The sequence below is a fragment of the Ruegeria sp. CDSA021 genome (assembly GCF_059612325.1).
Window position 1 is genome coordinate 63,513 of the sequence record NZ_JBXWQJ010000010.1, and the last position, 12,756, is coordinate 76,268.

The following is a 12,756-nucleotide window of genomic DNA, read 5'->3' on the forward strand; positions in this document are numbered from 1 at the left end:
TTCAACGTGATCGCGCCAGCATCGCAAGGCGGATCATGGCGCGTTCCACCAGGGCCATGGCGGGTGCTGTTTGCCCTGCGGACCGAAGCGACAAATCCGTGTCTGTCAGAACTGTCAGCGCAGTTTGCAGTTTAGGTGCACCCCACCCCTGCGCCTGCCGCAGAATAAGGTCTCGTCGCTTGCCATAAACCGGTGGGCGCAGTTTTCCGATGCCCTGTGCCGCACCGCCTGGATCAGAGGCGCAGGCATAAAGCGTGCGAAAGTGTCGGGTCGCGCCAATGCACAGTGTCACGCCATTGGTCCCCTGTGCCTGCAAGCGCCGGATCAACGGTCCGATCTCGCCCGCGCGACCATCGGCCACCACGTTTAGAACATCGTCCAACGCGGCCTCGGTCGAGCGCGGGGCGCAGGCTTCGATGTCTTCTATAGTCAAATCTGAACTGTCCCCACGTTTGTAAAGCGACAGTTTCTCGACGGTTTGGGTGAAATCACCGGGGCTAAGGCTGACGGCCAACTCGCTTATGACAGACATGACTTCGCGGGGTATGTTCTTCAGCCCCGCCGCGGCCAGAACCCGTTCCACCTCGGCGCGGGAGGGAGGGTCGTCATAGATGCCCACCGCATAAGCTGCGGGGTGTCCTTCAAACGCTTTGCGAATTTTCGAGCTGGGTTTCAGCTGTCCGGCCGTCACGACGATCTGCGCGTCTCCGGGTGTCCAATCCTCAAGCGCGGTCAGAATCGAAGGTGCTGCGGTTTCGGTGGCGTCTTCGACAAATACCGCGCGGGGGCCTGGGAAGAAACCAACGGCTTTGACAGCATCCAACAGCAACGCGGGGTCACCGCGCAATTCGCCACCCGGCAGACGAGTCAGGCGCATTTCCTCTTCGGCACCGGGACCAAGCAATGCAGCCAGAACCTGCTGGCGTTTGAGTGCGACCCGCATCGCATCCGCGCCATAAATCAGCAACCCGGTCTTGTCCGCGTCCGGCTTGGTAAAATACCCATCAGCCTCGCGCGGGCTCAGCTTCATGTGGCCAGATCCGGCGTTGAATTCAGACGGTTCACGATCTGGCTCGACAGAATCACCATCAGACGTTCTTTGGCGTCACGCTCGTCAGCCAAGGTGGAAACGGTTGAACCTGCCGCGGAATAGGCCACAAAGTCGGTCGCAGTGCCCGAAGCCACGATCTGTCCGGTTGCGTTGGACCGCAGCGTATACTGGGCCCGCCCGTCAATCGTGTACCGTTGTGTTTCATTCGTCGTGGTGATCGCAGCCCCACGAGTCACGGTCGAGACCCGCACGTCCAGTTTGTACGCGCTGACCGCGTCGGCGCTGCGGCCCAGTTGCTGTTCCAGATTCTGCACCAGAAGGTAGCTGTCGACCGTGTTCGGCTCGGACACAGCAACTTTGCCGTACAACTGCGAACCCGTTCCCCCTGGCGCATAGACCGGTTGAAAGCCACAGGCTGCGCCAAGAAAACAGGCGGCCAGCGGCATCAGCATAAGGGTTCTGCGGTTAAACAACGACATTTACGATCCGACCCGGAACTACGATCACTTTCTTGGGCGCGTTACCATCCAGCGCCTTTTGCACAGCTTCGGTGCTGAGCGCGATTTTTTCAACCTCGTCCTTTGCCAGATCCTTGGAGACGCTGATTTCCGCGCGGCGTTTTCCGTTGATCTGGATCGGCAGGGTTACCGTGTCGTCAACCAGCATCGCCTCATCGGCGACGGGCCATGGGGCAACGGCCACCAGACCTTCGCCACCCTGATGTGCCCAGATATCTTCAGCCAGATGCGGCGTCATCGGCGACATCAGCTGTGCCAGTGTTTTGACGGCCTGTTTCTGAGCCGCAGCACCCGCCTTGGATTTGGCCAGCGTATTGGTGAAGGCATAGAGCTTGGCGATGGCTGCGTTGAAGCCAAAGCTTTCAACACCCAGCGTCACGTCGCGGATGGTCTTGTGCATCTCGCGCAGCAACTCCTGATCCCCTTCGCCCTTGGCATCGGGGTCCATCGCGCCGATTTTGTCGCACAGGTTCCAGACCCGGTTCAGGTGTTTAAACGCAGCTTCAGCACCTGCGGCAGTCCATTCCACGTCACGCTCAGGCGGCGAATCGGACAGAACGAACCAGCGGGCTGTGTCTGCACCGAAGGCTGAGATGATGCTGACCGGGTCGACCACGTTCTTCTTGGATTTCGACATCTTGGCCGAGGGGATGATCTCGACCTCTGTGCCGTCGGCCAGTTTACCGTCGGTCACGTCCTCGGGCAGGTGATAGACCGGGCGACCGTTTTCGTCGCGCGTCTGGTAGATCTCATGCGTGACCATGCCTTGGGTGAACAGGGCATCAAATGGTTCAATGGCTTTTTTCGGCAGGTGGCCAGTGATGTTCATCGCACGTGCAAAGAATCGCGAATAAAGCAGGTGCAGAATCGCATGCTCAATACCGCCGATGTACTGATCGACATTCATCCAGTATTCGGCCTCGGCAAGATCAGTGGGCGATTCCGCGCGCGGTGCAGTGAAGCGGGCGAAATACCACGACGAATCGACGAACGTGTCCATCGTGTCGGTTTCGCGCTTGGCCGGGGCACCGCAGGAAGGACATGAACAATCGCGCCAGGTCGGGTGGCGGTCCAGCGGATTGCCAGGGATCGAGAAGTCGATGGGTTTGCCGTTGCCTTCGTCATAGGGCAGCTCGATCGGCAGGTTTTCTTTCTTCTCAGGGACCGTGCCGCATTTCTCGCAGTGAACAACGGGAATCGGGCAGCCCCAATAACGCTGGCGGCTCAGGCCCCAGTCGCGCAGGCGGTATTTGGTGACGCCCTCGCCCCAGCCAGCCTTTTCGGCGAAATCAACGGTTGCGTTAATCGCCTCGTCACCCGTCGCCTCGGTCAGGCCCGCGAAATGATTCCCCCAGCGGACTTTTTCAGTTTTCGGCGGGACAAAGGCGATCTTGTCGACCGGCGTGTCATCATCCAGCGCAAAGAATGTATCGACCACAGGCAGGTCATACTTGCGGCAGAAGTCGAGGTCGCGTTGGTCATGCGCCGGGCAGGCAAAGATTGCGCCGGTGCCGTAATCCATCAGGATGAAGTTCGCGATCCAGACCGGCAGTTCCCAGTTCGGGTCCAGCGGGTGCTTGACGCGGATGCCTGTGTCATATCCCAGCTTTTCGGCGGTCTCGATGGCTTCCTCGGTGGTGCCGCCCTTGCGGCACTCCGCAACGAAATCAGCAACTTCCGGGTTCTCAGCCTCGAGCTTTTTGGCAATCGGGTGATCCGGCGAGATACCAACAAAGGATGCGCCCAGCAGCGTGTCGGGGCGAGTCGTATAGACGGTGATCGGCGCGCCGCCATCGGTCCGTTCAAAACCAAATTGCAGGCCACGCGACTTGCCGATCCAGTTTTCCTGCATCAGACGTACTTTGGCGGGCCAGTTGTCCAGCGTGTCCAGCGCGTCTAAAAGTTCTTCGGAATAGTCGGAAATCTTGAAGAACCACTGTGTCAGCTCGCGCCGTTCCACCAACGCGCCCGAGCGCCAGCCGCGTCCGTTTTCCACCTGTTCGTTGGCCAGAACGGTCATATCCATCGGGTCCCAGTTCACCACGGCATTCTTGCGGTAAACCAGCCCGGACTTGAGCATATCCAGGAACAGCGCTTGCTGTTGGCCGTAATATTCCGGGTCGCAGGTGGCGAATTCGCGTGACCAGTCAATCGACAGGCCCAAGGGCTTCATCTGCCTGCGCATTTCGGCGATGTTGCCGTAAGTCCAGTCTTTCGGGTGGCCACCTATGGCCATCGCAGCATTTTCCGCAGGCATACCGAACGCATCCCAACCCATCGGATGCAGAACGCTGTGGCCGGTTGCCAGTTTGTGCCGCGCGATCACGTCACCCATCGTGTAGTTGCGCACATGCCCCATATGGATTCGGCCAGATGGATAAGGGAACATCTCAAGCACATAATACTTTGGCTTGTCCGCCTTGTGGCTGGCGGTGAAGATTCCAGCCTTGTCCCAGGCCTCTTGCCATTTTGCTTCGATTTCGTTGGCCGAATAGCGCGACATTGTGCGGTCCTTCGTGAATGAAAACGCCGGGTGTGAACCCGGCGTGGTAATATTGTGATTTTCGGCGGGTTGCTAGAACTTGTTGTCCGCGATGCGCAACTGACGCGCGCGAGAGAGGATAGCATCCTCGACCGCACGGGTGGTTGACGCGCTTACGGGAGCTCCGCCGCTGGATTGCAGCGCAACGGACAAAGATCTTGCAGCCAACGCCGGGTCGCTGATGTGGACAGTGGCGCGATACGAGCGCCCGCCGCCCGGAGGGGTGCCGTAACCCGTTACAATGACACCGGTAAACGGATCGACCTCTTGTACAGGCAGGAAGCTCAGCACATCCAGTGAGGCCGCCCATATATAGCGGTTCACATTTGTAACCTGCTCGGCTGTGCTGCGGTCGAAAATGTCCCAAATGGTCGAACGGTTGGGGTCGTTCAGTTCACGCTCGTCAGAGTTGCCGCCAGCAAGATTGGGGGTGTAGGTCGTCGAGGCGCTTTGATTCTGCCCACATGCCGAAATAGCGGCGGTCAACATGATCAATCCCAAAATCGTCGGCAGGCGCATTGTAAACAGGTCCTGTTTCACTTGTTGTGCAGTATTCAAGGGATACTCCTAGCCAAGGACCCCCGCTGCAACAACCCTATTCTTCTGAATTCCCGGTGTACTGCTGGTTTGGCGGGAAAACCGACTGTGGCATCCTTGCACCAATCTGACCTCAATGAGGCGGCAGCGTTTATGCCAAGCTTGCGCTTTGGGGGCAAAAAGAGCGAAACGGTGTCCGTGCTGAGACATATGCTGAGGCATGTGTCGAGTAGATAACTCTTTTTGAAACCGAGGGAAACAAGATGAAAAAAGTTCTCTTCGCATCGACGGCGCTGATCGCGACCGCAGGCGTTGCAGCAGCTGAAGTTAACTTCAGCGGTTACGGCCGTTTTGGTATTGGCTACGTAGAAAACCGTAGCGGTACCATTCCGAACATCTCCACTTCGGGTGGCGTGATCACCACCGTCAACTCCGCATTAGTTCAAACTGACGACGCGATCCTGGTCTCGCGTTTCCGTTTGAACATCGACGGCATCGTTGAAACCGACGGCGGCGTCCGCTTCGAAGGCCGTGTTCGTCTGCAAGCTGACGAAGACAGCAGCACCGGTGAAGCAAATGCTGCTGGCCTGAACGGCGCACGCTTCTCGGTCATCTACGGTGGTCTGCGTGTTGACGCGGGCAACGTTGCAGGTGCCTTCGACAACCTGGCAAACTACTACGGCAACGAAGTAGGTCTGGAACTGTTCGCTGGTCAGTACTCGGGCGTTAACTACAGCTTCCTGGGCTACTCGTCGACCGGTTCGGGTTCGAACGCTGTGTTCTTCCAGTACGCCGTTGGTGACTTCGCCTTTGGTGCATCGTACGATCAAGCGACCGTAGGTGTTAACGGTGCACCTGTTGACGCTGACCGCTGGGATATCAGCGCGACGTATACCTTCAACAACATCACTGCTGCTATCGCGTATGGTCAGACCGACGCTGGTATTGCTGGTGTTAGCGATCCGAGCCTGACCGTTCTGACCTTGGGTGGTGAATGGGGTGACTTCGGCGGTACTCTGTTCGTTGCAGACGACGCAACTCAGATTGCAGCAACTGACGGCACCGCATGGGGTCTGTCGGCAACCTACAACGTTGGCGCCGCAACAACCCTGATCTTCGCCTACGGTGACGGTAACGCAACTGCTGACCTGCAGCAGGTTGCTCTTGGTGCCATCTACGACCTGGGTGGCGGTGCATCGCTGCGCGGTGGTATCGGTGTAAACGACTGTGACAGCTGCGTCGACTCGACCGTCGTCGCTGACTTCGGTGCTCAGTTCAACTTCTAAGCTGATCTGAACCGTAAGGTTTAAGGGCGGGTCTTCGGGCTCGCCCTTTTCTTTTGCTCCGACTTGGTGTTTTGCTGCGCCAAAGACAGATTGAGGATCCCATGTCGCTGCAAGACATCACCGCACGTATCGCCAAAGCAGAAGCGAAATCAAAGCGCCCATCGGGCTCTGTCAAACTGATCGCCGTGTCCAAAGTGCAGCCCAATGAACGGGTGCAGGCAGTTTTGGAACAGGGGCACAGGTGTTTCGGTGAGAATCGAGTGCAAGAGGCCGCTGGCAAATGGCCAGCCTTCAAGGAACGGTTCGAAGGAATTGATCTGCACCTTATTGGCCCATTGCAGACCAACAAAGCCCGGCAGGCGATGGAGTTGTGCAACGCGATTCATTCAGTGGATCGGCCCAAACTGGCCCAAACTCTGGCACGTTTGGCACAAGAGATAGGAACCTGCCCGGACCTTTTCATTCAGGTCAACACAGGTGAGGAAGAGCAGAAGGCTGGTATTCTTCCGGCCGAAGCGGATAGCTTTATTGCAGAATGCACGGCTTTGGACCTGCCAGTGCGCGGTCTGATGTGTATCCCTCCTCTCGACGAAGAACCCACGTTACACTTTGCGCTTCTGGCGAAGATCGCGGCGCGCAACGGGCTGGAAGGATTGTCGATGGGCATGAGCGGCGATTTCGAGCAGGCCATAACCTTGGGTGCGACCCATGTACGCGTGGGTTCGGCCATCTTTGGAGAACGGGTCAAACCTCAGGAATAATCAGACGCGTTCCAAGGGCAATGCGCCCCGCGATCCAGTGTAAATGGTCCCGGCGAAAGGCAATGCAGCCTTCGGTCGGATATCCGGGCCTGCGCCATTGGTGCAGGAAGATCGCTGATCCTTTGCCAGGAACGGCGTTTGGCCAGTTCCAGTCTGTCAACAAGACCAAATCGTAAAGCGGATCAGCCCGGCGCAGTCTTTCGTGACTGAAGGTATGCGGGACGGACACCATTTGATTGTAGTGGCTGTCCGAAACGTCGTCTGACCACAAGTCCTGAGGTCCAATCGGACGCGCCCAGCAATTGGGTGCCACAATCCTGTCAGCACGGTAGAGCATCCCAACAACTCGATGGTATCCGGTGGGGGTCGCCCCATCACCTTCACGCTTTGAATTGCTCAATCCCCCTTTGCCAATGGAGCAGGGGAAGGTCCTGCCCAGAAACCGAACGCCGCGCAGGGTCAGCACCAGATCGCCTGGTGTCACAGCAGATGCCCTGATTTCGCTGCTTTTGTGGCCAGATACTCCCGGTTGTGGGCAGTTTCGCCCACTTTCAAAGGCACACGTTCGGTCACAGCAATCCCCGTCCGCTCCATCATGGCGATCTTGGCGGGGTTGTTGGTCAACAGGCGTACCGAATTGAAGCCCAGGGACGTCAAAATGTCGGAACCCAATCTGAAATCCCGTTCGTCATCCTCAAAACCCAACCTGTGGTTCGCTTCGACCGTGTCAAAGCCCTGATCCTGAAGGAAATAGGCTCGCATCTTGTTGGCCAGCCCGATGCCTCGGCCTTCCTGATTGAGATACAGAAGAACGCCAGCACCCTCAGCGCCCATCTGCGCCAGAGCTCCGCGCAATTGCGGACCGCAATCGCATTTCAGGCTGCCCATCAGATCGCCCGTGAAACAGGCCGAATGTAGCCGGGCCAGCACCGGCTTGTCGCGATCCGGGCGACCGATTTCGACCGCGTAGTGTTCCTCGCCGCCATCTTCGGGGCGGAATATGTGCAAGCGACCCGCCTCGGACACTTCCATCGGAAGGCGCGCGGCAACCACCTCGTGCAGAGCACTTCGGTCTGCCAGATGAGGTACGGCGCGTGTATGATCGATACATGTCAGGCCGTGTGAGGCGGCAAATGCCCGTCCGTCCTCGACCGGTACGACGACTGCCGCAGGAAGAATTCGCGCGGATTTTGCCAGTGCAATCGCAATGCGATGCAGGTTGGCGTTGCCTTGCCGCTCGGTCATTAACGGGCCTTTCATCGGCGCGTTCAGATCGTCCGAGGGATCGGCCACCGCCTGAACCCAATTGATATCTGCATCCGCCGGAAGCGAAACCCGCGCCAAATCTCCGTCATAGGCCCGTGCCTTGAGGGTTTCGGCTCTCCGTCCTGTAATGGCCACTACCGGAGCCCCGAGGTTTTTCAGATCAGCCAGGCGCTGCGGGGTGAGAGTTTCCGCTGAAACAGCAAGAACACTAAAGCCGCTATCATCGGTCAGCGCTACTGGTACACCCATGCGCAGATCAGCCCGGGCGCGGGCCAGCAATTCAGTGATATCGGGGATGAGACTCATCTATGTTACCCTGTAACGTTCAGCCATTCTCCTAGCTCTTTCGAAAGGAAATGTGAAACATTTCTGTTAACTCTGACACGAACGCGTGAAACCGTTGCAGCAAATCTTGTTGATTGCGTATTCCACGCGCAAGTGATGGAAAAGCGTTTGGAGGACCGGGAAATGGCTCAACTCAAGAAAATCCTGTTGGTGGATGATGACGAGGATCTGCGCGAGGCGCTCAGCGAGCAACTTGTCATGACCGAGGATTTCGATGTGTTCGAAGCCTCTGACGGAAGCTCGGCGATGGAACGTGCGCGCGAGGCGATTTATGATCTGGTTATTCTGGACGTGGGCCTGCCGGACACCGACGGGCGAGAGCTGTGCCGCCTGATGCGTAAACAAGGCGTAAAAAGCCCTATCCTGATGCTGACCGGTCATGACAGTGATGCTGACACAATTCTGGGACTGGATGCAGGCGCGAATGATTATGTCTCGAAACCCTTCAAGTTTCCGGTGCTTTTGGCCCGCATCCGCGCTCAGCTTCGCCAGCATGAGCAATCGGAAGATGCCGTCTTTGTGCTTGGCCCGTATACGTTCAAACCAGCGATGAAGATGCTGATCACCGAAGAAGATCGCAAAATCCGTTTGACCGAGAAGGAAACGAATATTCTCAAATTCCTGTATCGCTCGACCGACGGGGTTGTGGCACGGGATGTGCTATTGCACGAAGTTTGGGGATATAATGCCGGTGTCACCACGCATACGCTGGAAACCCATATCTATCGCCTGCGTCAGAAAATCGAACCCGATCCGTCCAATGCGCGCCTTTTGGTCACAGAATCTGGTGGATATCGGCTGGTGTCTTAACTCGTTATGGATTGATGTGGATCAAAGTGATACTCTTAAGTCATAATTTGGTTACTCCCAACCCGCGCATGTCCGGGTTATGACATGCACCTCCCTGTTGGACTGCCGGGCCGAATGGCCCGGCTTTTTTTGTCAGGGGTGGCGAGTTGAAGTCCGCTTTGAGCCCAAAGCGGACACTAAAATTTTTCAATCCGTTCGTTCCATGTCATTCAGCTCAAAACTACTGTCCAGCAGACTAGGTTCCGGACCATAAAACCGCGCGAGAAGGAAAAAACGACGTTCTGGATTGGTTGGAAGCCAGTTGCTTTCTTTTCCTTCTGGTGCCTTTGGCCCGAAGAAAATATCAACGGACCCGTCGTCGTTCTTAACGACGCTGGCCATGTTAGAATCGATAGTGCTTGGCTCAATGTCTCGAAGATATGAGGCCGTTTCCAGATCGTAAGTCGTGATCGACCAGAAATCGCGGACCGGAACATTGGCAGGTACGGTGATTTTGTAATTGCGGTTGCCATCGAGCCACTCTCCATCTGGAGTCTCGGCCAGATCGAGGTAGTAGGTTGCTGTCCCGTAATTCTTAACACTTGTTATGATCGCGTAGTAAAGTGCACCGCGCGCCACATAGTCGTAGTATGAAGGGTATTCATAGCTCCATTCTGTTTCTCGCGATCCATCGGGAACAAGCGCTGACCACTTCTTCCCTTCGAACACAAATGGATTGAGCACACGGTGGTACTGGTCAATCATGTATTCGAGTGCTTCAGGACCAGCTACATCATAAATAGCCTGCAATTTTGCATCGGGTTCAAAAGGGTCGTTACGCTTGATTCCGATACGTGCAAGTGCACCCATCATGGCAAGATCGCGATCCAACACGACTTCTTCGCCTATCATCTCGTGGATGTGACCATAGATTCCACCATCCATCTTAGGCGTCATTTCCAGCGGCACGCCGTAGACATCAACATAATTTGTTGTGGCCTCCTCTCCAGCCTCTGACAGCGGATACACCTTGATTTGTTTAGTCAATGCAGTGGCCCTCGCAAGGTTTTCTTCGGTCGGACCTCCGGCGATAATCGGCCGGAGCACAGCAAAGCCGAAATTGGTTTCCTGCTCATAGACCAGGGCATTCCTGAGCAGCGGACCATCATAATTTGGCGGCACCAACAGGTATTTTGCGCCAAGGCCTCTGTCGCGCCCTTTTGAGCCCACATCGTCAAGTGGGCGTTGCCAAGCGTCCATCACGGTGCCAAAGATGCCAATCCCTTCGACTGAAGCAGGCATTTCGAACACAACTGGCCCATCTTTGATGTTCCAATATGCATGAATATAGGGCGTCGTATTGTTGGGCGTAGCGGTTTGGAAGCGCCAATCTTGAACCTTCGAATTGTAACCAATGTCATTCGGCCCGACACCGGCCCGAGCGAGAGCATCGATGTAGAATTTGAAGTTCATCAAAGGCATGGCCCAGACAGCAGCATCAACTGCGCGATGATAGGTCATGCGGTCCGCAGTGTTAGCGTTCGATGGGTCAAAATCCTCGGCATGACTCGCAGTCGCGACGATTACCCCCAAAACCAATGCCTTGATGGCACCTAAACTCTTCCCCCAGCCCATAACGAAACTCCTTCTGGAACAAATTTCTGATTCTGAATTGCGCTTGCCAAGACTATAGGCAGAATCTGATTATTTGCACTTGATCGGTCGCGCGATGAATGACTGCTCCGTCCGCAAAGCTGACAATAAACAATCCGCATCTGTTCTGCGCCCTTTTCTCGTGGCACCCGGTTCCGCACCACGCTAACCTGCGCCAATCGCGACAGAGGAATCCCATCCCATGCCCTTTACCCTTGCCACCTGGAACATCAACTCGGTCCGCCTGCGTGAGCCGATCGTGCTGAAATTGCTGCAGGAAGAGGCACCGGATGTTCTGTGCCTGCAGGAATGCAAATCGCCAGTGGAAAAGATTCCAACCGAGGGGTTTGCCGAACTGGGCTACACCCACATGGTTGCACGGGGGCAAAAGGGCTATAACGGCGTTGCCATCCTGTCGCGTCTGCCGATGGAAGAAGTCGGTGACAAGGATTTCGCGAATCTGGGCCATGCGCGTCACATTGCCGGGCGGTTGGAAAATGGTGTCACGATTCACAACTTCTATGTTCCGGCGGGCGGGGATGTGCCAGACCGCGAAGTGAATGAGAAATTTGGCCAGAAGCTGGATTACCTCACCGACATGCGCGATTGGTTCCATGCGGAAAAGCCGGAAAAATCCGTTCTCGTCGGCGATCTCAACATCGCCCCGCGCGAGGATGATGTCTGGTCGCATAAACAACTGCTCAAGGTGGTTTCGCACACTCCAATCGAAGTTGAGCATCTGGCCGAGACGCAGGATGCAGGCGGTTGGGTCGATATCACCCGGCAGGATATTCCCGAAGGCCAACTGTATAGCTGGTGGTCCTATCGCGCGCGCGACTGGGACGCGGCGGATAAGGGGCGGCGGCTGGATCAGGTCTGGGCCACGCCGGATATTTCCAACGCGGGCCATTCCAGCCGTGTCCTGCGGGATGCGCGCGGGTGGGAAAAGCCCAGCGATCACGCCCCGGTCTTTGCGACCTTCGACATCTGAGATGAAACTCTGCCCTTGGTTTCTGCCACAAGCGACTGCATATAGGGCGCGAGTTCGAACGAAAGAGTGATTGCCATGGACCTTCTGAACGGCGCAGATGCCCCCGCCACCGATCTGATCAAAGACGGGAGCGAGGCCACTTTCATGGCCGACGTGGTCGAAGCTTCACAGGAAACGCCTGTGATTGTTGACTTCTGGGCGCCCTGGTGCGGCCCGTGCAAGACTCTTGGCCCGCTGCTGGAAGAGGCCGTCACTGCCGCGAAAGGCGCGGTGAAGATGGTCAAGATCAATGTGGATGAGGCGCAGGCAATTGCCGCGCAAATGCGCATCCAGTCGATTCCAACCGTTTATGCCTTTTTCAAGGGTCAGCCGGTTGACGGGTTTCAGGGCGCGTTGCCGGGGTCCGAGATCAAGGCATTTGTCGACCGCGTGATCGAAGCTGCAGGTGGTGAAAGCCCGGGCGGCCAGTTGGATGATGCCGTGCAAGCTGCCGAAGACATGCTGACCGAAGGCGCAGCTGCGGACGCGGCACAGACCTTTGCGGCTATTTTGGGCGAAGACCCGAACCACGCAGCGGCCTATGGCGGGTTGGTGCGCGCCCATATCGCCACCGGCGATCTGGAACAGGCCGAGGCGATCCTGAACGGTGCTCCTGCCGAGATTTCGGCATCCGCCGAGCTGGAGGCTGCACATGCACAGCTTGAGCTGGCCAAACAGGCCGCGGATGCGGGTCCGGTTGCCGAGTTGACGGCCGCTGTTGAGGCTGATCCTGACAACCACCAAGCCCGGTTCGATCTGGCTCAGGCCCTGCACGCCAACGGGGATGTGGAAGAGGCCGTAGCGCAACTGCTGGAGCTGTTCCGCCGGGATCGTGAGTGGAATGATGCCGCGGCCAAGACCCAGCTTTTCACCATTTTTGATGCACTCAAGCCCAATGATCCGATTGTTCTGAACGGACGTCGCAAGCTCAGCTCGATGATATTTGCCTAATCTCTGATCAGAGCTAGAATTGGGTAC

12 protein-coding genes are annotated in these 12,756 nt (G+C 56.8%); 5 read left to right on the forward strand and 7 right to left on the reverse strand.

All coding sequences use genetic code 11. The features are described 5' to 3' along the window. Nucleotide 1 precedes the first annotated feature (1 nt). From holA to AC2FLD_RS14285, 4 genes are all read right to left on the reverse strand, one after another. Complete coding sequence (gene holA, locus AC2FLD_RS14270) at nucleotides 2-1,030, reverse strand: DNA polymerase III subunit delta (protein WP_496670067.1); 1,029 nt, start codon at nucleotides 1,028-1,030, stop codon at nucleotides 2-4. Further along, nucleotides 1,027-1,530: an LPS assembly lipoprotein LptE gene (gene lptE, locus AC2FLD_RS14275; RefSeq protein ID WP_050604925.1), complete on the reverse strand. Its 504-nt coding sequence runs from the start codon at nucleotides 1,528-1,530 to the stop codon at nucleotides 1,027-1,029. The genes holA and lptE overlap by 4 nt, the downstream gene beginning before the upstream one ends. Next, nucleotides 1,517-4,072 carry a leucine--tRNA ligase gene (gene leuS, locus AC2FLD_RS14280; RefSeq protein WP_496670066.1) on the reverse strand — a complete coding sequence of 852 codons (2,556 nt, stop codon included), beginning with the start codon at nucleotides 4,070-4,072 and terminating at the stop codon, nucleotides 1,517-1,519. Before leuS ends, lptE begins: the two co-directional genes overlap by 14 nt. Before the next feature lie 72 nt (nucleotides 4,073-4,144). Further along, nucleotides 4,145-4,630 (reverse strand): DUF3576 domain-containing protein, encoded by a 486-nt coding sequence (locus AC2FLD_RS14285; RefSeq protein WP_050604927.1) that lies wholly within the window; start codon nucleotides 4,628-4,630, stop codon nucleotides 4,145-4,147. Nucleotides 4,631-4,911: 281 nt separating this feature from the next. Here AC2FLD_RS14285 and AC2FLD_RS14290 point away from each other — a divergent pair, with 281 nt between their 5' ends. Together AC2FLD_RS14290 and AC2FLD_RS14295 are read left to right on the forward strand one after the other, a co-directional pair. Further along, the gene (locus tag AC2FLD_RS14290) at nucleotides 4,912-5,934 is read left to right on the forward strand and encodes a porin (protein ID WP_496670065.1); all 1,023 of its coding nucleotides are present in this window, start codon (nucleotides 4,912-4,914) and stop codon (nucleotides 5,932-5,934) included. Nucleotides 5,935-6,035: 101 nt separating this feature from the next. Continuing rightward, on the forward strand, nucleotides 6,036-6,695 hold the full coding sequence (locus tag AC2FLD_RS14295; protein WP_496670064.1) for a YggS family pyridoxal phosphate-dependent enzyme: 660 nt from the start codon (nucleotides 6,036-6,038) through the stop codon (nucleotides 6,693-6,695). On the opposite strand, the gene AC2FLD_RS14300 is transcribed toward AC2FLD_RS14295, so the two are convergent. After that, the gene (locus AC2FLD_RS14300) at nucleotides 6,679-7,179 is read right to left on the reverse strand and encodes a L,D-transpeptidase family protein (RefSeq protein WP_496670063.1); all 501 of its coding nucleotides are present in this window, start codon (nucleotides 7,177-7,179) and stop codon (nucleotides 6,679-6,681) included. The two genes, AC2FLD_RS14295 and AC2FLD_RS14300, sit on opposite strands and share 17 nt — an antisense overlap. Continuing rightward, a complete protein-coding gene (gene ribA / locus AC2FLD_RS14305; protein WP_050604930.1) occupies nucleotides 7,176-8,267 on the reverse strand; it encodes a GTP cyclohydrolase II in 1,092 nt (363 codons plus the stop codon). Before ribA ends, AC2FLD_RS14300 begins: the two co-directional genes overlap by 4 nt. A gap of 162 nt (nucleotides 8,268-8,429) precedes the next feature. Here ribA and AC2FLD_RS14310 point away from each other — a divergent pair, with 162 nt between their 5' ends. Next, the gene (locus AC2FLD_RS14310) at nucleotides 8,430-9,116 is read left to right on the forward strand and encodes a response regulator transcription factor (protein WP_050605036.1); all 687 of its coding nucleotides are present in this window, start codon (nucleotides 8,430-8,432) and stop codon (nucleotides 9,114-9,116) included. Nucleotides 9,117-9,302: 186 nt separating this feature from the next. Here AC2FLD_RS14310 and AC2FLD_RS14315 read toward each other — a convergent pair whose 3' ends face one another. Next, nucleotides 9,303-10,730, reverse strand: a complete 1,428-nt coding sequence (locus AC2FLD_RS14315) for a DUF1214 domain-containing protein (protein ID WP_496670062.1) — start codon at nucleotides 10,728-10,730, stop codon at nucleotides 9,303-9,305. Nucleotides 10,731-10,950: 220 nt separating this feature from the next. On the opposite strand from AC2FLD_RS14315, the gene AC2FLD_RS14320 reads away from it, so the two are divergent. Continuing rightward, nucleotides 10,951-11,739, forward strand: a complete 789-nt coding sequence (locus tag AC2FLD_RS14320) for an exodeoxyribonuclease III (protein ID WP_496670061.1) — start codon at nucleotides 10,951-10,953, stop codon at nucleotides 11,737-11,739. Nucleotides 11,740-11,814: 75 nt separating this feature from the next. Beyond that, a complete protein-coding gene (gene trxA, locus AC2FLD_RS14325; protein ID WP_496670060.1) occupies nucleotides 11,815-12,729 on the forward strand; it encodes a thioredoxin in 915 nt (304 codons plus the stop codon). Nucleotides 12,730-12,756: the final 27 nt, after the last annotated feature.